This window comes from Pelagibacterium lentulum, from assembly GCF_003992625.1.
Taxonomy (GTDB): domain Bacteria; phylum Pseudomonadota; class Alphaproteobacteria; order Rhizobiales; family Devosiaceae; genus Pelagibacterium; species Pelagibacterium lentulum.
In genome coordinates this window covers 394469-415075 of the sequence record NZ_RZMW01000041.1, presented here as the reverse complement: position 1 = coordinate 415075, position 20607 = coordinate 394469, and the positions used below count along the sequence as shown (strand labels likewise).

The window sequence follows — 20607 nt, the reverse complement described above, 5'->3', positions numbered from 1 at the left end:
GGAAACTTTAGTGAAATTGCGCCGTTTCCGTTGACCCGGCCATGGCCGTGGTCGCGCTTTGACCCTTGGAAACCGCTGTCGCGACGGCATCGAAATAGCTGGTGCCCACTTCGCGCTGATGCCGGGTGGCCGAAAAGCCGTGGGTTTCAGCGGCAAATTCGGCCTGCTGGAGTTCCGAATAGGCTGCCATGCCGCGCGCCTTGTAATTCCGCGCCAGGTTGAAGGTCGTGTAGGACAGGTTATGGAAACCAGCCAGCGTGATGAACTGGTATTTGTAGCCCATGGCGCCGAGTTCACGCTGAAAGGCGGCCATTTCCGCCTCGCCCATATATTTCGCCCAGTTAAACGAGGGCGAGCAATTGTACGCCAGCATCTGATCGGGATATTGCTTGCGGATCGCTTCGGCAAAGCGCTTGGCATCCTCAAGACTGGGTGTCGAGGTCTCGCACCAGATCAGATCCGCATAAGGGGCATAGGCCAGCCCGCGCGCAATGGCGGCGTCGAACCCGCCCTTAAGGCGGTAAAAGCCTTCCTCCGTTCGCTCACCCGTGATGAAAGGCGCATCATATTCATCGACATCCGACGTGATCAATTGCGCCGCTTCCGCATCGGTGCGCGCCATAATCAGCGTAGGCACACCCATGACGTCTGCGGCCAGCCTTGCCGCGTTGAGCGTACGGACAAAAGTGCGCGTGGGAACCAGCACTTTGCCGCCAAGATGGCCGCATTTTTTCTCCGAGGCCAATTGATCCTCGAAATGGACGGCCGCAGCCCCGGCCTCGATCATGGCCTTCATAAGCTCGAACACGTTGAGTGCGCCGCCAAAACCCGCTTCGGCATCGGCGATTATGGGCACGAAATAATCGGTTTGGGCGTCGGACTTGCCTTCGAGCCGCTCCATCGTCTGGATCTGGTCGGCACGCTGGAGTGCCTTGTTGATGCGCTTGACGATCGCAGGCACCGAATCGGCGGGGTAAAGCGACTGATCGGGATACATATTGCCAGAAGTGTTGGCGTCGGCAGCAACCTGCCAGCCGGAGAGATAGATCGCTTTAAGCCCCGCTTTGACCTGCTGGACGGCCTGGTTGCCGGTAAAAGTGCCCAGGGTCGGTACGAAATCTTCCGTGTGCAGCAATTCCCAGAGCTTTTGGGCGCCGTTTTCGGCCAGCGAATGGCGAATGGGCAATGAGCCGGTCAGTCTTTCGACATCGGCGGGGCTATAATCCCGCGCAATATTGCGCCAGCGGTCCGGTGCCCATTGCGGAGCCGGAAAACTTTGGGGCGTGGTGGGCTTATCGAGCATTGTTTCTCCTCCTTTTAAGAATGCGATGCGGATTAGGTTCGGTCAGGCGCTGGCGCGCCGGGCAAAGGTGGCGGCAATCATGGGCTCACCGTCAAAAAGCGGCTGACCACCGGCAAGGGTGAAGCTGTGCTTTCCGGCACGATGAACGATTGCGTATTGGCGTGCGGCAAGGCCTTGCGCCTTAAAACTCTCCATAACCTCCGCCATGGTCGGCGCGATGATGGTGATAAAGTCTTCCGGGATATGCTGAGTGGAATGTTCCATCGTCGATACTCCTCAAATTGAATGCGAACGCTTTAACGCTCGCCTTGAGTAAAGAATTGACAAAATGGCTCGATGTGGCAAGATAAATAAGTAAATCAGCAAGTTAAGCTGTAAAGCCTTGCAAAGAAAAGGCGTCAAATCTGTAAATTTTGTAAAGGTCGGAGGCCGTATTTCATGGTGCATGAGGAGCTTCAGATCGGCGGGCGCATCAAGCGCTTGCGGCGCCAGAAAAAGCTGTCGCAGGCGCAATTGGCGCAGGCGCTGGAAATTTCGGCCAGCTATCTTAATCTCATCGAGCACAACAGGCGCCGGATCACGGTGCCGCTTTTATTTCGCATAGCCGGGCACTTTGGCGTTGAGCCCGGAGAGCTTGCCGAAAGCGACGATGGACGGTTGGCCGGGGATCTGATGGAATTGTTCGGCGACGATCTTTTCGTCGACAGCGACCTGACAAATCAGGATATTCGGGACCTTGCCACCAATCACGCTACGGTGGGGCGCGCGGTGCTCAAGCTTTTCGATCAACTCAAGCATTTGCGGCAAAAGGAAACGCGCGGGCAAGGCGAGAACCCGTCGGGCCACAATCTTGTTACCGAAGCCGTTTCCGATTTTCTGCAGGAAAACGCCAATTATTTTGAATCGCTCGAAGCGGCGGCAGGGCGCGTACGGCACGATATTGACGGGGCCGACGACACATTTGAGCAAGGGCTTAAAAGCTATCTCTTTAATGTCTTTGGCATCGAAACGCGGCTGGCCTCTCTGCCAAATGGCGTCATGCGCAGGCTTGAAGAGGGCGGGCGGGTTCTGGCGATTGCCGATACGCTCGAACCGGAATCGGCGCTTTTCGCAATGGCGCAGCAGGCGGCCCTTCTCTGCGCCGAAACCGAGATCATGGAGCAGATTGAAGCCAGCACGCTCCCCCAACCCGAGGCAACAGGGCTGGCCCGCAACGTTCTGGCGTCCTATACGGCCGCCGCATTGATCATGCCCTACCAGCCCTTTCTTGAGGCCTGCCGTAATACCCGCTATGATATTGAGCGCATCGGGCGGCGGTTTCGCGCCAGTTTCGAGCAGGTTTGCCATCGCATGACAACATTGCAGCGACCCGGCGCAAGCGGCATACCGCTCCATCTCGTGCGCACCGATATAGCAGGCAATATTTCCAAGCGTTTTTCGCTTTCAGGCATTCACATTCCGCGCCATTCGGGCGCCTGCCCGCGCTGGAATGTCTATTCGGCCTTTCTCAATCCCGGCCAGATCAATGTCCAGCTTTCCCAAATGCCTGACGGGCAGCGTTATTTCTGCATTGCCAAAGCCATCGTCAAAGGCGGCTATGCCCATAATGCGCCGCGCCGTCATATGGCGATCGGGCTGGGCTGTGCCGTTTCCAGAGCGCAATCGATGATTTATGCCGATGGGATCGATCTCGATGCGCAAGGCGGCGCAACCCCGATCGGGGTGGGATGCCGGATTTGCCCGCGGCGCGATTGCGGCCAGCGCGCGCATCCGATGGCCGATCACCGCTTTGATGAAAGCGCCAGCCAGCGCATGGAAAACTTCTATATGGGCTGAAGAGTTCATTTCGGCGTTGAACTTGAACGCGCATGTCGACGTTCTATGTTAAACATTGACCATTCATGCAAGGGAGCCGATCAATGGAAATTATGTACACTGCACATGCCAGCGCCACAGGCGGCGGGCGCAATGAAGGACATTCGAAAACCGATGACGGCAAGCTGGACGTCAAGCTCTCAAGCCCTAAAGAAATGGGCGGCCCCGGTGGCGAGGGCACCAATCCCGAGCAGTTATTCGCAACCGGCTATGCGGCGTGCTATCTTGGTGCCTTGCGTGCTGCGGCCGGCAAGGATCATGTGAAATTGCCTGACGACACCAAGGTGACGGCGGACGTGGGCGTCGGTAAGCGCGACGACGGACAAGGGCTTGGCCTCAAGATCGGCCTTACCGCCTATGTGCCCGGCTACGATGCCGAAAAGGTCAAGGCATGGATGGACGCGGCCCATATCATCTGCCCCTACTCCCATGCCACGCGCGGCAATGTCGAGGTCAGCCTGACAGTCGGTGAATAGGAATAAAAAGAGAGCGATTCACGTGAAACCGCTCTCTTTTTGCGACGGCTTTGCCTGGCTTCAGTCCGATTTGAGAGGGCTGTAGCGGAAGTAAGAAAAATCGGCTGGTCTGCCCCCGCCATTGAGATCGTGGGCGGCCATGCCGACAAAGGCGCCGGTGAAACTGCCATGCTCGGCGTGACCGCCGCATTCGTCCGACAGGATCGAGGCATCGAGCACCGGCCCGGCCTTGTGCCAATTGCCATCGTCACCGGCCCAGAAAAATTGCAACCCGCTGTTTTCTATCCGCACCTTGAGACGCAATTTGCCGGTTTGCGGCAGCGCGATTGGATCATAAGGGAACGTCAGATCGCCATTGGGAAAACTGGCCAGAGAGCTTTTCAGCATCAACTCCCGCTTGCCGTTCTCATCCGCGGTTACGGCGCAATAGTGGAAATTATAGCGCCCGTAATAGCAGATCAGTCCGGCCATCTCGCGCTCGTCTTCAGGCAAGAAATCGATTTCAGTTTCCGCTTCATAGTCGAAATGCTGCTGCCGGCGTGCCACCAGTGCCTGCTCGAACCATGAGGCGATGGACTCGCGCCCGAACAGGCGCAGCCTGCCGTCTTCGAGTTTGAAAATCCGCTCGGTCTCGGGCGTCCTGAGCCATTGGAAATCGATGGGCAATTCCGAGAGCCTGGAGAAATCCGCGTGATGTTCGGCCCAATGGACGTCTTCGTTCCATATACCGGGCAGATCGACATCCAAAGCGGGCACATTGGTGCCGTGCTTGAGATAAAGCCAGTCGTCATCTTTCCAGACCGCTTCCTGTATCGCGGTTTCCCGGCCCAATACGCAGCGGCGTTTCTGGGTCGTCGGACGACCTGTCAGATGCACGATATAGGTGCGTCCCTCAGGGGTCTCGACAATATCGCCATGCCCGGCCCGCTGCAGCGGGTTGAGCGGGTCATCTTTGGCAGTGACCACGTATTTGTCCGGGTGTAACTCATAGGGCCCATCAATGCTGCGCGAGCGCGCCAGGGTGCAGGCATGTTCATAGCCCGTCCCGCCCTCGGCGGTAAGCAGGTAATACCAGCCATTGCGCTTATAAAGATGCGGACCTTCGACCAGGGCCAGATCGGTGCCGTGGAAGATATTCTTGCGGGGGCCGGTGAGCTTTCCAGCAACGGGGTCGAATTCCTGCAGCGCGATGCCGGTAAATTTGTGTCGCGCGCGGGCCGTATGGTCCCACATCATGTTGAGAAACCATTTCTTTCCATCATCGTCGTGAAACAGCGACGGATCGAACCCGGACGAATTGACAAAGATCGGATCGGACCACGGCCCCATGATATCGGGCGCGGTGACGATATAATTATGCGCGTCCTTGAAAGAGCCATCCTTGCGTTTGACGTCTGTATAGACCAGCCAGAATTGCTCCCCGTCATGGGTAAGGCAGGGCGCCCAGACGCCACAGGAATCGGGGTTGCCGCGCATATCGAGCTGGCTCTGGCGGGTTAGCGGCCGCGTGATCAGCTCCCAGTTAGCAAGATCTCTGGAATGATGGATCTGCACACCGGGGAACCATTCAAAGGTCGAGGTTGCGATATAGTAATCCTCCCCGACCCGGCAGATCGAGGGGTCAGGGTTAAATCCCGGCAGGATAGGGTTGGGGCGCGTGGGCATGTGGGTCTCCTCCCAAGAAAAAGCCCTCTCATCCAAGGCCCCTGCCTGTTCGGCAAAGGCTGCTGGCAGGCAGGATGAGAGGGCCGAGTCAGACGAAATCAGACGAAGCGGTTGATCAGGTTTTCCAGATATTCCTGACGGCCCGATTTGGGCTGCGGGTTGATATTGTCCCGCTCGACGCGCGCCGTGATGTCCTCAAGGCTGCGTTCACCCTTGAGCATGGCTTGGGCTTCCGCATCATTCCAGCCTGCGTAACGGTCCTCAAGGAAGGCATCGTAGCTGCCATCCTCAATAATCGCTGCCGCGGCCTTGAGACCGCGCGCGCAGGTATCCATGCCGCCGATATGGCCATAAAGCAGGTCCACCGGATCGATCGACTGGCGCCGGAGCTTGGCATCGAAATTGGTGCCGCCCGTCGCAAAGCCGCCGGCCTTGAGGATATGATAATAGGCCAGTGCGACTTCGGGCACATTGTTGGGGAACTGGTCGGTATCCCAGCCGGACTGATAATCGTTCCGGTTCATGTCGATAGACCCCAAAATCCCGTGGGTTGCCGCCATGGCCACTTCATGCTCGAATGTGTGCCCTGCCAGAATGGCATGGCCGACTTCGATATTGACCTTGACCTCGTTTTCCAGCCCGTACTTTTTCAAAAAGCCGTAAACGGTCGAAACGTCGAAATCGTATTGGTGCTTTGTGGGTTCCTGCGGCTTGGGCTCAAGCAGGATCGTGCCTTTGAACCCCATCTTGTGCTTATAGTCGACAACCAGAGAGAGCATACGGCCAAGCTGGTCGAGTTCCTTGTCGAGCTTGGTGTTCAGCAGGGTTTCATAGCCCTCGCGACCGCCCCAAAGGACATAGTTTTCACCCTTGAGCCGCATGGTGACATCCATATTGGCCTTGATGGTCGCTGCCGCATAGGCAAAGACATCCGGATCGGGATTGGTGGCTGCGCCGCCCATGAAACGCCGGTTTGAAAACAGGTTGGCCGTGCCCCACAACAGCTTGGTGCCGGTCTGGGCCATCTTTTCTTCAAAGATATCGGCAATCGCGTTCAGCTTTTTCGTCGATTCCGCGTAAGTTTCCCCTTCCGGGCGCACATCGGCATCGTGGAAGCAGAAATAGGGAACGCCCAACAGCTCGAACAATTCAAAGGCGACTTCCGCCTTGAGTTTGGCGCCTTCCATTTCGCTATCGAACCAGGGACGCTCGAAGGTGCGGCCGCCGAACGGGTCGCCACCTTCCCACGCAAAGGAATGCCAATAGGCCAGTGCAAAGCGCAAATGCTCGTCCATGCGCTTGCCCAGGACGATCTCCTCGGGATTGTAGTAGCGATAGGCCAGCGGATTGGTGCTTTCAGGCCCTTCGTAGCGAACCTTGTCGATGCCTTTGAAAAAATCACTCATTGATTGCGGGCCTCCTCGATTGCCCCATAAAGAGCGCGGAAGCGCTCATATTGCTCGTCATAGGCCGATTTCAGATCGGCCCGTGGTGAAATGGTTTTCTTGATTTTCGGCATGGTGCAGACGCTGGCGGGTTCTGCCCCGGTCGCTGCGATCAGCCCAAGCCTGGCCGCGCCAAAGGCGCCACCGAAATCCCCGTCCTGGGGTATGGCGATCTCCATGCCCAGATTGGTCGCGATCATTTCCAGCCAAAGCTCGGACCGCGACCCGCCGCCGACCGCCAGAAGGGTCTTGATGTCGGTGCCGGCATCGGCCAGCACGCGCTGGCTGTCGCGCACGGCAAAGGCCACCCCTTCCATCACGGCCTGCGTCATGGTTTTTGCGTCCGATAGATGGGATAGCCCGGTAAAGGAGCCGCGCGCTTTGGCATTGTTATGCGGTGTGCGTTCGCCCGAAAGATAGGGCAGGAAAATCTCTTCCCCCGGTCCTGAAAAGCCCTCGGCCACTTGGCTGGTCAGGGCCGCAGCTTCCGCGCCAAGCAACTTTGCCAGCCAGTTCAGGCTGTCGGTGGCGGACAAAAATACGCCCATCTGATGCCAGGTATCGGGGACCGCATGGCAAAAGGCATGCACTGCGCCACCGGTATTGGGGGAGAATTTTTCGTTGGAAACGAAAACCACCCCCGATGTGCCAAGCGAGACAAAGCCTTCCCCCGGATTGATCGCGCCGATCCCGCAAGCTGAGGCGGCATTGTCACCCCCGCCCCCGGCGACGACGGGTTGGCCTTCGATCCCCCAGCGCTGGCACAGCTCCTTTTTGAGCGTGCCCGAAACCTCCGACCCTTCGACAAGGCCGGGCATATGGCTCTTATCAAGCCCGGTTGCGCCCAAAAGCGCCTCAGACCAGTCGCGCTTGGCGACATCGAGCCAGAGCGTTCCGGCAGCGTCCGACATCTCCGAGACATAGCGCCCGGTCAAAAGCAGACGCACATAGTCTTTCGGCAGCAAGACCTTGGCGATGCGCGAAAAATTCTCCGGCTCGTGCTTTTTGACCCAGAGGATTTTCGGTGCGGTAAAGCCAGGCATGGCGATATTGCCCGAAATTTCGCGTGATGTCGGTAACGCCGCTTCCAGCTCCCGGCATTCGGCGTCCGAACGCACATCGTTCCACAAAATGGCCGGACGAATGATTGCGTCATTTCCATCGAGCAGCGTGGCCCCGTGCATCTGGCCCGAGAGCCCGATGCCCTTTATAGCGGCGACCTCATTTGGGTGCTTGCCTTTCAACAGATCGATCGCATCGGTGACCGCCTGCCACCAGTCCGCCGGGTTCTGTTCGGACCAGCCGGACTTCGGGCGCGAAACGTTGAGTGTGGTCGTGGCATCGCCAATGACCGCACCTTGCCCGTCGATCAGAAGCGCTTTTACGCCCGATGTTCCAATATCAAGACCGAGATAGGTCATAATGCACCTCGAAATGATGCACGTACCTCAAAACGCTCCACGACAAAAACTCCTCACTGCTCGCCCCTTTTTCGGGACCCGAATTTTTAGGATTGTGTATCCCGTTCTCTATCGCAAATTGTCGCGAAGGAAAACCTTAATTTCGATACGATGCGGCGGGTCTGCGGCATCGGCGCCCAGAACCAGCCGCTTGATGCTGGTCCAGACGGCTCGCAATTCGGCCTCCGGGTCCTGATCCAGAACCAGATCGATGGCGCCCGATTCAAGCCCGGCGCGTGTCGGGCCGGTCAATTCATGGGCAATGACGCGCAATTTGCCCGCAAGGCCCAATTCATTGACCGCCATGATCAGACCGGCATTACCTGCGCCCACATTATAGAGCCCACCAAGGTCGGGATGGGCTTTGAGAAAGGCGAGCACCGTTTCGTAAGTGAGCGAGAAGGCGTCCTGCCCCTCGACCGGCCCGGCGATTTGGAGGCTGGGAAACTCGGCATCGATCACCTCGCGGAAACCGGCAATGCGCTGGCTGTGATCGATCAGCCCCAGAGAACCGGCAACCAGCCCGACCCTGGCACCATCCGGTAGAAACCGCCCCATAAGCGAGGCTGCGGTGCGCCCGGCCGCAAGATTGTCGATGCCGATGAACGCCTGCCGGTCCGAACCGGGAAGATCGGAAACAAGGGTAATGAGTTTCAGGCCCCGTTTGTGGGCACGGGTAACGGCGGCATGAATTTCCGGCTTGTCGATGGCGACAAAAACGACGCAATCGGCGGTCTCGGGATTGATGGCGTCGAGCCCGGCGGCAAGCGCCCTTGCATCCATGGCCTTGATGCGCTCGATCTCGAAAAGTCCGCGCTCGGCCCGCGCCAAACGGCCAAGGTTCTGTGCGGCATCGGCCAGCTTGCCCATGAATTGGTTGGTGCCGTCGGGGAGCAGGAAATGGGCGCGCAAATCGCGTCCACGCGCCAGCATCGAGGCGGTCATGTCGCGCCGAAAGCCGATCCTTTCGATTGCCATTTCCACTTTTTCGGCCGTTGCGGGTCTGACGCCAGAGCGTCCATTGAGAACGCGATCGACCGTTGCAAGGGAAACGCCTGCTGCCCTTGCGAGATCGTGAACCGTTACCCGTCCTGCGCGCTCATCCATGAAAAGGTCCGCTCGATATGGCCAGTGAGGTACGATAGTCATTGCAGCCTTGCGGCGAATCCGTCAAGTCTGGTGAAATGTGTGGGAGGTGCAAAAAGCCATGGCCATAAAAATCGAAAACTTCGGACGGTTCGACGGCAAAAGCGTCGAACAAGCCTGGCTTGAAGGCGAAGATGGCATCAAGGTCGCGCTGATCAACTGGGGCGTAACCGTGCGCGATTGGCGTGTTCCGGTCGCTGGCACCCCGCGCTCGATTGTGCTGGGCTTTGAAACGTTTGACCCTTACCCCGCCCACAGTCCGCATTTTGGATCGCTCGCCGGTCGGGTGGCCAACCGCATTGCGGGCGCCACATTCACGCTTGATGGCAAGACCTACGCGGTTTCGGCCAATGAGGCGGGGTCCTGCCTGCATGGCGGGACCGAGGGACTGGGCCGCCAAGTCTGGGAGATGGAGCCCGACAGCGCAACCAACAGTGTCAAATTCAGCCATTTTTCACCGGACGGCCATATGGGGTTTCCCGGCAATGTGACGTTTGAAGCCATCTACCGGCTCGAGGGCCGGACGTTATCGCTCGAACTCTCCGCCATGCCGGATCGGCCAACGCCGGTGAGCCTCGTCCAGCATCAATATTTCAATCTCGGCACCACAGACGATGTGCTCGGCCATAAGGTGCAAATCGATGCGTCGGCCTATAGTGCCGTCGATGACAATTTGCTGCCGACCGGGGCGTTGCTGCCGGTGTCCGGCACGCAATATGATCTGCGAGAAGCCCGGACCCTGCGCGATGAAAACGGCGAGGCAATCGATTATGACATCAATCTCGCGCTGGAGACGGGACGCGATCTCGATAGGCCGGTGGCGAAGGTCACAAGCCCAGAGAATGATCTGACGCTGAAGCTGTTTACCGACCGGCCCGGCGTTCAACTCTATAACGGAGTGTGGACAGATTGCCCGGTGCCCGGACTTGGCGGCAAGCGATATGGCAAGCATTCCGGGCTTTGTCTTGAAGATCAGATGTTCCCCGGCGCCCTGGCTCATGCCCATTTCCCGTCGATCGTGGTTACGCCCGATCGCCCGTATCGGCATTTCAGCGCCTTTGAACTGGAATAGGGGCCAACCCACGCCGATTTGAGTCCGAATACGCTTTACGCTGGTGCATCGTCTGCTTAGAAAATGGCCCATGATCGGCGCGGTGCCGCGCGAAGAACCGGTGGGGCGATGACCCTTTTGCCAGAGGCTAGATCCGTTTCGTTTGACGCTCCGGCCAGAGATATTCTGGCCCGGATCGGCACGCTTGAGGTGCGTCTTGCAACCAGCCCGGCCCAGATACGGGCGGCGCTGGCATTACGCTATCGCGTTTTCTGCGAGGAAATGGGCGCGCGCCCCACTGGCGTTCTCGACCAGTACCGGCTTGAAACCGACAGCTTCGACGCTCAATGCGACCACATCATCGTTTGCGATAAGGCATTGACCGGGCTTGACGGGCAGCCTCTGGTGGTCGGCACCTATAGGGCGCTGCGCCCCGAAAAGGCAATCAACGGCCATTATGCCCAATCGGGCTTTGACGTGGCGCCGCTCCTCGCTCGCCACGCGCATTTGCGCTTTTGCGAGCTTGGCCGCTCCTGCGTGGCCAAAAGCCATCGTGGCAAATCCACGCTTGATGTCCTTTGGTGCGGGCTTTGGGCCTATGCCTGTCTTTACCGGATCGATGTCTTTTTCGGCTCGGCGAGCTTTCCAGGCAGCGATGGCGCGCGTCACAGGTTGTCGCTTGGCCTGCTGCATAATCTTGCTGTGCAAAAAGATTGGGAGGTTTACGCGCATAAAGAAACCGAAATGCCCATGAACCAAACCGTGCCCCGAAAGGCAGACACCCGTGCGGCCCTGCGCGCAATGCCGCCGCTGATTCGCGGCTATCTCAAGGTCAATGCAATTTTCGGGCGGTCCGCGCACACGGATACGGCCTTTGATACCACCGATGTGATGGTCATTACCCGGCTTAATGCCATCCCGGCCCCGTTCCGGCGCCGCTTTATAGCGGTGACGGGGCGCGACCTTGTCTCAGCCCAAGCAGTGAAAGAGCCATGAATGTTATCTGCGGTGCTGTTGGAATTGGCATCGATATCGATTAGCTTCTGATCCCCTGACCCTCCGGTTCACCAGCAATCCCAAAAGGTTTGAGTGTAAGCGCCAAACATGACCCACGCCGCGCAGCAAGAACAGTATAGCGCACCGGCCCCGGCCCCAGCGGGACTGACGCCCATGATGGCGCAGTTTTTCGAGATCAAGGGCATCAATCCCGGCTATCTGCTGTTTTACCGCATGGGCGATTTCTACGAGCTCTTTTTTGAAGATGCCGAAATCGCGGCAGCAGCGCTTGGCATTACGCTGACCAAGCGCGGCAAGCATCTCGATCAGGATATCCCCATGTGCGGCGTGCCGGTTCACGCCGCGCAGGATTATCTCAAAAAGCTCATTGCGCTGGGCCACAGGGTTGCGGTGTGCGAGCAGGTGGAAGACCCCGCCGAAGCGAAAAAGCGCGGCTCGAAATCGGTGGTCAAACGTGATGTCGTACGGCTGGTAACACCCGGCACGTTGACCGAAGACGATCTCTTGCCCAAGGGTGCGAACAATTTCCTCGCCAGCCTTGCAGTTCTGCGGCATGGGGAGAACGAATATGCGCTTGCCTGGGCCGATATTTCGACCGGCGAACTCAGGTCAGCCGATATCAAGGCTGAAGCGCTTGCCGATGAACTTGCCCGTATCGATCCGGCCGAATTGATCCTGACCGGGCAAACGCTCGATCAGCTCAACCAGACCCATCGATTGCCGCCGAACCTGAAATCGCGCGCAACCCTGCGCGATGGCGAACATTTCGACTCCGAGATGGGTGCTCAAGCCTTGCGCGAAACCTTCGCCGATGGCTCGGTCGATCCAACCGCCTTTTCCCGTCCGGCCCGTGCAGCCCTTGGCGCCCTGATCGGCTATATCGGGGAAACCCAGAAAGCTGCGGGCGTATTCTTGCGGGCGCCTGAAGTTGAGACGACCTCCGCCCATATGCGGATCGATCTGGCGACCCGCCATTCGCTTGAACTGCTGACCACCAACAGGGGTGAAACCAAAGGTGCGCTGCGCCACACCATCGATATGACCGTCACCGCCCCCGGCGCAAGGCTTCTGACCCACAGGCTTGCCGCCCCGCTTGTCGATGCAGGGGCGATCAACGACAGGCTCGATGCGGTTAGCGCGCTTCTCGATCATTCCCTTGAGCGCACGATTTTGCGCGCGGGACTCAAATCAACCCCCGATCTGGCGCGCGCGTTGACGCGGCTTTCGCTTGAACGGGGTGGCCCGCGCGATCTTCTGGCCATTGGCAAAGCGGTGGCCTGCGCCCATCAACTGGCCGGAGAACTTGAAAAAATAGCGCTTTTGCCGCCCAATCTCCAGAACCTTGCTGGTGAACTTGCCGCCTCTCCTGCCGATCTCGCGCAACTGCTGGAAACCGCATTGCGCGATGAGGTGCCGCTTTTGATCCGCGATGGCGGGTTCGTGCGCGAAGGCTATGACACAGAACTCGACACCCAGCGGCAGCTTGGCAGCGAAAGCCGCAAGGTGATTGCGCAATTGCAGGCCGATCTGATCGAGGCGACTGGCGTGCGCGCGCTCAAGATCAAGCACAACAATGTGCTGGGCTTTTTCGTCGAGGTGCCAGCGGCCCATGGCGCCACGCTTTTGGAAGAACCCCACAAGCAGGTTTTCATTCACCGCCAGACCCTGGCCAATGCCATGCGGTTTACGACCGGAGAGCTTGCCGATCTTGAAGGCAAGATTGCGCGGGCCAACGATGTTGCAACCGAAATCGAACTGGCGGTGTTCGCGCTTTTGCGCCAAAAAGTGCTCGATGCGGCAGAGCCTTTGCAAAAGGCAGCCGATGGGCTGGCCGAACTCGATCTTTATTGCGCGCTCGCCCACCTTGCTGCCGAACGCAATTTCTGCCGTCCGCGGATCGATGACGGCCTGGCTTTTGAAATCGATGGCGGACGCCATCCGGTGGTTGAAACCATGCTGTCCGATCAAGGCGCCAGCTTTGTCGCCAATGATTGCGATCTTTCACCGCCCCCTGAAAATGGCGGCGGCCAGCTTTGGCTCATCACTGGTCCCAATATGGGCGGTAAGTCGACCTTTCTGCGCCAGAACGCACTGATTGCGATCCTTGCGCAAATGGGCTCGTTTGTCCCTGCAAGCGCGGCCCATATCGGGGTGATCGACCGGGTATTCTCCCGCGTCGGGGCATCGGACGATATTGCGCAAGGCCGCTCGACCTTCATGGTCGAAATGGTGGAAACCGCTGCCATTCTCGAACGCGCCACGCGGCGTTCACTTGTGATCCTCGATGAAATCGGACGCGGCACCGCAACATTTGACGGGCTTTCCATTGCCTGGGCCTGTGTCGAGGCCCTGCATGAAACCACAGGCTGCCGGGCGCTTTTTGCCACCCATTACCACGAATTGACCGCGCTCAGTCAAAGTCTGGCCCGAGTGTCCAATCACACTATGAAGGTGCGGGAATATAAAGGCGATGTGATTTTTCTCCATGAAGTCGGCCCTGGGGCGGCCGACCGTTCCTATGGTATTCAGGTGGCCCGGCTGGCAGGGCTGCCTGCGCCAGTGCTTGATCGGGCGCGTCAGGTGCTCGACCTGCTCGAAAAGAGCGGCCATGGCACAAAGGGGGCGGTGCTTGACGATCTGCCGCTTTTCGCCCACACCCCTGCCGCGCCTCAACTTCGTGCTAACCCAATCGATGATATGGTTGACGCCGTGCGTCCCGACGATATGACCCCTCGCGAGGCGCTTGAGTGGATTTACGCTTTGAAAAAGGCCGCCAATGCCGACAGCGCAAGCTGAATTGCCGACAAAAAAACGCAGCATCCAGCGCGGGTTAAGCGCCGTTGGGCTCGTTGAGGAGGTTTTTGAAGCGCTAGACGGCAAAAAGCCGGAAAGCCCGGAAGCGCGCGCCATTCTGCTCGATCGCGTACGAGCGGCCCTTAAAGCCGCCCGCAAGGCCGCTGAAGCCGAATTGATTGCAACCCATAAGGGCACGCGCTGTGCCGAGGCTCTTTGCGCTGCCGAAGACACGATCATTCAGGCGGTTCATCTATGGGCAACACGCTATGTTTTCCCACGCGAGAACCCATCGGAAGCCGAAGCGCTGGCGATTGCGGCTGTAGGTGGCTATGGCCGGGGCACGCTGGCGCCCGGCTCCGATATCGATCTTTTGTTCATCCTGCCCTACAAGCAGACCCCCTGGGGGGAATCAGTCACCGAATTCGTGCTCTACATTCTGTGGGATCTGGGCCAGAAAGTTGGTCATGCGGTGCGTTCGGTCGACGATTCCATCCGTATGGCCAAATCGGACATGACAATCCGCACCGCCACGCTCGAATCCCGGTTTCTCGTCGGGGACCAGCGCTTGTTCGATCAGATGCGCACCCGGTTCGAGGCCGATATCGTAGCATCGACCGGGCCGGAATTCATCGCCGCCAAGATGGCCGAACGCGACGCCCGCCACGACGCGCAGGGCAATACCCGTTATGTGGTCGAGCCCAACATCAAGGACGGCAAGGGCGGATTGCGCGATCTCAATACGCTCTATTGGATCGGCAAATATTTCTACCGCGTGCAAACCTCCGATGAACTTATCGAAAAAGGCGTCTTTTCCCGCCAGGAATTCCGGGCGTTTCAGCGCGCGGAAGATTTTTTATGGGCCGTGCGCTGCAACCTGCATTTCCTTGTCGGGCGCGCGGACGACCGGCTGACCTTTGAAGTTCAGCAGGAAATGGCCGAGCGGTTGGGATACGCCAACAGGGCCGGAATGCTCGGGGTAGAGCGCTTCATGAAGCGCTACTTCCTTGTGGCCAAGGACGTAGGCGATCTCACCCGCATTTTCTGCACCTCGCTTGAATTTGCTCATGCCAAGAAGGTCGATACGTTCGGCCGGGTCTTTGCCAGCTTCCGCAAGGCGCGCCGAGCTATTAAGGAGGAGTCCGATTTCATCCTCGAGCATGGCCGCATTACGACCAGCGCCCCGGACGTTTTTGAAAAAGACCCGGTCAATCTCATAAAGATTTTCCTTGTCGCGGGCCGCGAAGGGGTCATGTTTCATCCCGATGCGCTCAAGCAGATTACCCGCTCGATCCGGCTGATCGACAAGAACTTGCGCGCCGATCCGCAAGCCAATGCCTATTTTCTCGAGATTCTGACGACTCCCACTTATGTCGAGCGCGTGCTGCGCTGGATGAACGAGGCCGGCGTTCTCGGCAAGTTCGTACCTGAATTCGGCAAGATCGTCGCGCTGATGCAGTTCAACATGTATCACCACTATACGGTCGACGAGCACCTGATCCGCTCGGTGGGCGTGATGGCGCAAATCGCCAATGGGGGTCTGAAGGACGAATTGCCCCTGACCCATGAGCTTTTGCCCCATCTCGCCGATGTGCGGCTGCTCTATATCGCGCTTTTCCTTCACGACATCGCCAAGGGGCGGCCCGAAGACCATTCCGAGGCAGGCGAGCAGGTCGCGCGGAAATTCTGTCCGCGTCTCGGCCTTTCAGCCGCCGAAACCGAAACCGTTGCCTGGCTCGTGCGCTATCATCTGCTGATGAGCGAAATTGCCCAGAGCCGCGATATTCAGGATCCCGAAACCGCGCGCAACTTTGCGGCCGTCGTTCAAAGCCCGCAACGGCTCGCGCTTTTGATGATCCTGACTGCCTGCGACATCCGCGCGGTCGGTCCCGGCGTCTGGACAGGCTGGAAAGGCTCGCTCCTGCGGGCGCTTTACTATGCAACCGAGCCGCTTCTTTCGGGCGGCCATTCCCAGGTCTCCCAACGCGACCGGATAGCCGAGGCGCAAGAGGAGCTGGGCGCGGCCCTCAAAGGCTGGCCCAGGGACCGGATCGATGCCTATATCGACCGCCATTATCCCAATTACTGGCTGCGGGCCGAGCCTGAATTGCAACTGGCCCATGCGCGTATGATCGAAAAGATTGAAGGCTCCGGGGATGTTTTTGCAGGTTCCACTGCCATCAAGGCCTTTGAAGGCATTACCGAAGTCAGTTTCTACACCCCCGATCATCCCCGGCTCCTGTCCCTTATTGCCGGGGCCTGCACCATGGCGGATGCCTCGATTATCGGAGCGCAGATTTTCAATACGCGCGACGGGCACGCGCTCGATACGTTCCGGCTGCGCCGCAGCTTCAAGACCGATGAGGACGAAAAGCTGCGCGCCGCCCGCATCACCGAAACGGTCAAGGCGCTTTTGGAAGGCAGGAAATATCTGCCTGCCGATCTGGGCCACGATTCGCGCTATAACCGGCGTTTGAAACCTTTTTCGGTGCCCACCGAAATCTTCATTTCCAATGCGCTTTCCGACAAGTTCACCGTGATCGAGATTTCCGGGCTCGATCGAACCGGCCTGCTCTTTCATCTCACCCGCGCCATTTCCGATCTCAACCTCACCATTGGCTCTGCCCATATCGGCACCTATGGCGAAAAGGCGGTGGACGTCTTTTATGTGACCGATCTCATGGGCGGAAAGATCGAATCCAAGAGCCGCCAAAAGCGCATCCGCGATGCGCTCGAAGCGGTGTTCGAGCCGGACGAAAAGCAGAAAGCATCTGCGTGAGCCTTTACAGGAACTTTTTCTCGGTTTCCGCGCTGACGCTTTTGAGCCGGATTTTCGGCTTTATCCGCGACATGATGATGGCGGGCGTCCTTGGCGCGGGACCGGCCGCCGACGCTTTTTTTGCAGCTTTCCGTTTTCCCAACCTTTTTCGCAGGCTTTTTGCCGAAGGCGCGTTCAACACCGCCTTTGTGCCGCTTTTTGCCAAGGCGCTCGAACAGGACGGCGAAGAAGCGGCGCGCGGTCTGGCCGGGCGGATCATTTCATGGCTGATCGTGGTTCTGGTGATCGTCACCATCCTTGCCGAAATCTTCATGGAACAAATTCTCGTTCCCTTCGTTCCGGGCTTTCTCGATGATCCCGAAAAGTTCGAGCTAACGGTCCTTCTGACCCGGATTTGTTTCCCCTATCTTGCCTGCATGAGCCTGATGGCAGCCTATGGCGGCATATTGAACGGGCTGGGCCGATTCTTTGCCGCCGCCTTTGCGCCGGTACTTCTCAATATCGCAACGATTATCGTTCTGATCGGGTTGATCCTTTACCAGCACAACAGCCCCACCTTCGATGCTGTCTGGGTAACGATCGGGGTCATGGCCGGAGGCATTGTGCAACTGGCACTCGTGCTCTGGGCGGTGAAGAAAACCGGTTTTCTGCCAAGATTCCGCTGGCCGCGGGTCGATAAGGACGTACAGCGCTTCTGGCTTCTGGCGGTTCCGGCAATTCTTGCGGGCGGGATCACCCAGATCAATATTTTTGTCGGGACGATCATTGCCAGTCAGGCCGAAAGCGCAATTTCCTATCTCTATTACGCCGACCGGCTCTATCAATTGCCGCTTGGGATCATCGGCATTGCAATCTCGGTCGTGCTCTTGCCCGAGCTTTCGAGACACCTGAAAGGCGGGCGCGAGTTGGAAGCCAAGCGGGCTCAGGACAATTCGCTGTTGATTTCCATGCTACTCAGTCTGCCCGCAGCGACTGCGCTTGCGGCGCTTTCTTACCCCATCATCTCCATTCTGTTTGAGCGCGGGGCATTCGATGCGGTAGCAACCCGCGCAACCGCCGATGCGCTGGTCGCTTTTGCCTTCGGGCTGCCCGCCTTTGTGCTGATCAAGGTTTTCCAGCCGGGCTTTTTCGCGCGCGAGGATACGCTGACGCCAACGGTTCTGGCCGGGATTTCCGTGGCGGTCAATATTGCTATTGCACTGGCACTGTTTCCCTTTCTTGCCCATGTGGGCATCGCGATCGCGACAACAGTGTCGAGCTGGGTCAATACGCTGATGCTCATGACCATTCTCTGGCGCCGCGGTCATTTTTCCCTGCCCGCCGACCAGATACGGCGCCACGCCATGATCCTGTTTATAGCGCTGGCGATGGCGTTTGCGCTCTGGTTTGCCGCAGCCGGGCTTGAACCCTTTTTGGAGACCGGCACCAATACGCTTGTCAGGATCGGCGCACTTGGTGTTCTGATCGCGGGCGGGCTGGTTCTGTACTTCGCTCTTGTCCATTTCAGCCGTGTCCAGCCTATGGATGTTTTGCTCTCGCGCTTGCGGCGGCGGGGCTGAACGGCTAAACCGCTTGCTGACCAACCCATACGACCCTTCACAAAAGACTCTTGGACGATCCGACATGCCTGCCAATAATCGCGTCTTCTCCGGTATTCAGCCTTCGGGTGACCTGCATCTGGGCAATTATCTTGGAGCGATCCGCCGCTTTGTACCGCTTCAGGACAGCCACGAGTGCCTTTATTGCGTCGTCGACATGCATGCAATCACGGTCTGGCAGGACCCGGACGAATTGCGCCGTGCGACCCGCGAAGTGGCGGCCGCCTTCATTGCAGCCGGGATCGATCCCAAGGCTCATATCGTTTTCAACCAGTCCCAGGTCGTCCAGCACGCCGAACTTGCCTGGGTGTTCAACTGCGTTGCGCGCATCGGCTGGATGAACCGGATGACCCAGTTCAAGGACAAGGCCGGGAAAAATTCGGAGAATGTTTCGCTGGGGTTGCTGGCCTATCCCTCGCTTATGGCCGCCGACATCCTGCTCTATAAGGCTGGCTCGGTGCCGGTGGGCGACGACCAGAAACAGCATCTCGAACTGACCCGCGACATAGCCCAGAAGTTCAACAATGATTATGCGGCCTCCATTGCCGCAAACGGGTTCGATCCCGAATTCTTCCCGATTACCGAACCGCTTATCGCCGGGCCGGCAACCCGCATCATGAGCCTGCGTGACGGCACAAAGAAAATGAGCAAATCCGATCCATCGGACGCCTCGCGCATTTCCCTGCTCGACGATGCTGACAAGATTTCCAAGAAAATCAAGAAAGCCACCACCGATCCCGAACCCCTGCCTTCGGACGTCGAAGGCCTCAAGGGCCGTGCCGAAGCGGACAATCTCGTCGGGATTTACGCGGCGCTTACCGATGCCAGCAAACAGGACGTGCTCAACCAGTTCGCTGGTGCAGGCTGGGGAACGTTCAAGCCCGCACTTGCCGATCTGGCGGTCGAGGTGCTTGCGCCCATAGCCGATGAAATGCGCCGCCTGATCGACGATCCACAAACCATTGATGCGGTTTTGCGCGATGGCGCGGAACGGGCCTCGATCCTGGCCGAGAAAACCATGCTCGAAGTGCGCGATATTGTGGGCTTTATCCGCTAAATCTATATAGCTCAGCCGGTCGTCTTATGAGGGCAGGATCACCCGGCTGGGTTTGAACTGCCCGTTTTCCACATAGCCAATAGCCACAGCCTCGCCTCTGTGGCTGGCCCAGGCCTCGTCGAGCGCAACCGGGGCATCCCGGCCGGTTAAAAGCACTGGATTGCCCCGCCGTATGATCGTGGCCTGATTGGCATCGACCCGGACTTCTTCGAGGTCCTGTAAGCCGGCACTTGGCGCCAGCAGCATCGCGTCGCGCTCGCTTTCCGACGCCGCCTCGACCATCTCAAGGCTGATCGCATCGCTGTCGCCAAACGGGCCGACCTGCGCGCGGTGCAAGGCTCCCACATGCCCCTTCGTGCCGAGCATCTCGGCAATATCGCGGGCCAGCGCCCGGACATATGTGCCCTTGGCGCAGGTGACCGAGAGCCGCGAACGCTCGAGCGAGTGAGAGAGGACTTCAATCGCATCGATTGTGACCTCGCGTGCAGGCATATCGAGTTTTTCGCCAGCCCGCGCCAGATCGTAGGCCCGCTCGCCCTTGATCTTGATGGCCGAAAAGGCGGGCGGAATCTGGGTGATGGTGCCGGTAAACGCGGGCAGAGCGGCTTCGAGCTGCCCGAGCGAAGGTCGCATATCGGATGTGGCGATCACCTCCCCTTCGATATCGTCGGTGCTGGTCTGACTGCCCCAGACAATATCGAACTGGTAAACCTTGGTTCCGTCCTGAATATAGGGCACCGTCTTTGTCGCTTCGCCAAAAGCTATCGGCAGGATACCGGTGGCCAGCGGATCAAGCGTTCCCGCATGTCCGCCCTTTTTTGCGCCATAGAGCCAGCGCAATTTGCCCACAGCTTCGGTCGAGCTCATGTCATAGGGCTTGGTAAAAACCAGCCAGCCGGAAAGATTGCGCTTTTCGCGCTTTTTCGGAGCGTCGTTCAAAGC

The 20607-nt window shown here is 58.5% G+C and carries 15 protein-coding genes; 8 read left to right on the top strand and 7 right to left on the bottom strand.

Features of this window, described 5'->3' with window-relative positions:
* Positions 1-7 precede the first annotated feature (7 nt).
* Both aceA and EO133_RS15570 read right to left on the bottom strand, forming a co-directional pair.
* Positions 8-1303, bottom strand: coding sequence for an isocitrate lyase (gene aceA, locus EO133_RS15575; protein WP_127073553.1), 1296 nt, complete (start codon positions 1301-1303; stop codon positions 8-10).
* 42 nt (positions 1304-1345) lie between these two features.
* Positions 1346-1567, bottom strand: coding sequence for a hypothetical protein (locus EO133_RS15570; protein ID WP_127073552.1), 222 nt, complete (start codon positions 1565-1567; stop codon positions 1346-1348).
* Between the two features lie 174 nt (positions 1568-1741).
* Between EO133_RS15570 and EO133_RS15565 the strand changes: the two genes are divergently transcribed.
* Positions 1742-3139: a helix-turn-helix domain-containing protein gene (locus EO133_RS15565; protein WP_127073551.1), complete on the top strand. Its 1398-nt coding sequence runs from the start codon at positions 1742-1744 to the stop codon at positions 3137-3139.
* Between the two features lie 83 nt (positions 3140-3222).
* The gene (locus EO133_RS15560) at positions 3223-3654 is read left to right on the top strand and encodes an organic hydroperoxide resistance protein (protein WP_127073550.1); all 432 of its coding nucleotides are present in this window, start codon (positions 3223-3225) and stop codon (positions 3652-3654) included.
* A 60-nt stretch (positions 3655-3714) separates the two neighbouring features.
* Here EO133_RS15560 and EO133_RS15555 read toward each other — a convergent pair whose 3' ends face one another.
* The 4 genes from EO133_RS15555 to EO133_RS15540 form a co-directional block, all read right to left on the bottom strand.
* Positions 3715-5319, bottom strand: coding sequence for a glycoside hydrolase family 43 protein (locus tag EO133_RS15555; RefSeq protein WP_127073549.1), 1605 nt, complete (start codon positions 5317-5319; stop codon positions 3715-3717).
* A gap of 98 nt (positions 5320-5417) precedes the next feature.
* Entirely contained in the window at positions 5418-6725 is a 1308-nt protein-coding gene (gene xylA, locus EO133_RS15550; RefSeq protein WP_127073548.1) for a xylose isomerase, read from the bottom strand.
* The gene (xylB, locus tag EO133_RS15545; protein WP_127073547.1) at positions 6722-8185 is read right to left on the bottom strand and encodes a xylulokinase; all 1464 of its coding nucleotides are present in this window, start codon (positions 8183-8185) and stop codon (positions 6722-6724) included. The genes xylA and xylB overlap by 4 nt, the downstream gene beginning before the upstream one ends.
* A 108-nt stretch (positions 8186-8293) precedes the next feature.
* Positions 8294-9331, bottom strand: coding sequence for a LacI family DNA-binding transcriptional regulator (locus EO133_RS15540; RefSeq protein WP_164735040.1), 1038 nt, complete (start codon positions 9329-9331; stop codon positions 8294-8296).
* A gap of 100 nt (positions 9332-9431) precedes the next feature.
* On the opposite strand from EO133_RS15540, the gene EO133_RS15535 reads away from it, so the two are divergent.
* The 6 genes from EO133_RS15535 (at position 9432) to trpS (ending at position 19665) form a co-directional block, all read left to right on the top strand.
* Complete coding sequence (locus EO133_RS15535; protein WP_127073545.1) at positions 9432-10442, top strand: aldose epimerase family protein; 1011 nt, start codon at positions 9432-9434, stop codon at positions 10440-10442.
* Positions 10443-10550: 108 nt separating this feature from the next.
* A complete protein-coding gene (locus EO133_RS15530) occupies positions 10551-11417 on the top strand; it encodes a GNAT family N-acetyltransferase (RefSeq protein WP_164735039.1) in 867 nt (288 codons plus the stop codon).
* 108 nt (positions 11418-11525) lie between these two features.
* Positions 11526-14234 (top strand): DNA mismatch repair protein MutS, encoded by a 2709-nt coding sequence (gene mutS, locus EO133_RS15525; protein WP_248298009.1) that lies wholly within the window; start codon positions 11526-11528, stop codon positions 14232-14234.
* Positions 14215-17010 carry a [protein-PII] uridylyltransferase gene (locus EO133_RS15520; RefSeq protein ID WP_127073543.1) on the top strand — a complete coding sequence of 932 codons (2796 nt, stop codon included), beginning with the start codon at positions 14215-14217 and terminating at the stop codon, positions 17008-17010. Before mutS ends, EO133_RS15520 begins: the two co-directional genes overlap by 20 nt.
* Complete coding sequence (gene murJ, locus EO133_RS15515; protein WP_127073542.1) at positions 17007-18569, top strand: murein biosynthesis integral membrane protein MurJ; 1563 nt, start codon at positions 17007-17009, stop codon at positions 18567-18569. The genes EO133_RS15520 and murJ overlap by 4 nt, the downstream gene beginning before the upstream one ends.
* A gap of 64 nt (positions 18570-18633) precedes the next feature.
* Positions 18634-19665 carry a tryptophan--tRNA ligase gene (gene trpS / locus EO133_RS15510; RefSeq protein WP_127073541.1) on the top strand — a complete coding sequence of 344 codons (1032 nt, stop codon included), beginning with the start codon at positions 18634-18636 and terminating at the stop codon, positions 19663-19665.
* A 24-nt stretch (positions 19666-19689) separates the two neighbouring features.
* On the opposite strand, the gene truB is transcribed toward trpS, so the two are convergent.
* Positions 19690-20604, bottom strand: coding sequence for a tRNA pseudouridine(55) synthase TruB (gene truB, locus EO133_RS15505; protein ID WP_127073540.1), 915 nt, complete (start codon positions 20602-20604; stop codon positions 19690-19692).
* Positions 20605-20607 lie beyond the last annotated feature (3 nt).

Bases quoted from the DNA above. Each gene is read 5' to 3' on its own strand.
- aceA (WP_127073553.1), bottom strand. From the start codon at position 1,303: ATGCTCGATAAGCCCACCACGCCCCAAAGTTTTCCGGCTCCGCAATGG.
- EO133_RS15570 (WP_127073552.1), bottom strand. From the start codon at position 1,567: ATGGAACATTCCACTCAGCATATCCCGGAAGACTTTATCACCATCATC.
- EO133_RS15565 (WP_127073551.1), top strand. From the start codon at position 1,742: ATGGTGCATGAGGAGCTTCAGATCGGCGGGCGCATCAAGCGCTTGCGG.
- EO133_RS15560 (WP_127073550.1), top strand. From the start codon at position 3,223: ATGGAAATTATGTACACTGCACATGCCAGCGCCACAGGCGGCGGGCGC.
- EO133_RS15555 (WP_127073549.1), bottom strand. From the start codon at position 5,319: ATGCCCACGCGCCCCAACCCTATCCTGCCGGGATTTAACCCTGACCCC.
- xylA (WP_127073548.1), bottom strand. From the start codon at position 6,725: ATGAGTGATTTTTTCAAAGGCATCGACAAGGTTCGCTACGAAGGGCCT.
- xylB (WP_127073547.1), bottom strand. From the start codon at position 8,185: ATGACCTATCTCGGTCTTGATATTGGAACATCGGGCGTAAAAGCGCTT.
- EO133_RS15540 (WP_164735040.1), bottom strand. From the start codon at position 9,331: ATGGATGAGCGCGCAGGACGGGTAACGGTTCACGATCTCGCAAGGGCA.
- EO133_RS15535 (WP_127073545.1), top strand. From the start codon at position 9,432: ATGGCCATAAAAATCGAAAACTTCGGACGGTTCGACGGCAAAAGCGTC.
- EO133_RS15530 (WP_164735039.1), top strand. From the start codon at position 10,551: ATGACCCTTTTGCCAGAGGCTAGATCCGTTTCGTTTGACGCTCCGGCC.
- mutS (WP_248298009.1), top strand. From the start codon at position 11,526: ATGACCCACGCCGCGCAGCAAGAACAGTATAGCGCACCGGCCCCGGCC.
- EO133_RS15520 (WP_127073543.1), top strand. From the start codon at position 14,215: ATGCCGACAGCGCAAGCTGAATTGCCGACAAAAAAACGCAGCATCCAG.
- trpS (WP_127073541.1), top strand. From the start codon at position 18,634: ATGCCTGCCAATAATCGCGTCTTCTCCGGTATTCAGCCTTCGGGTGAC.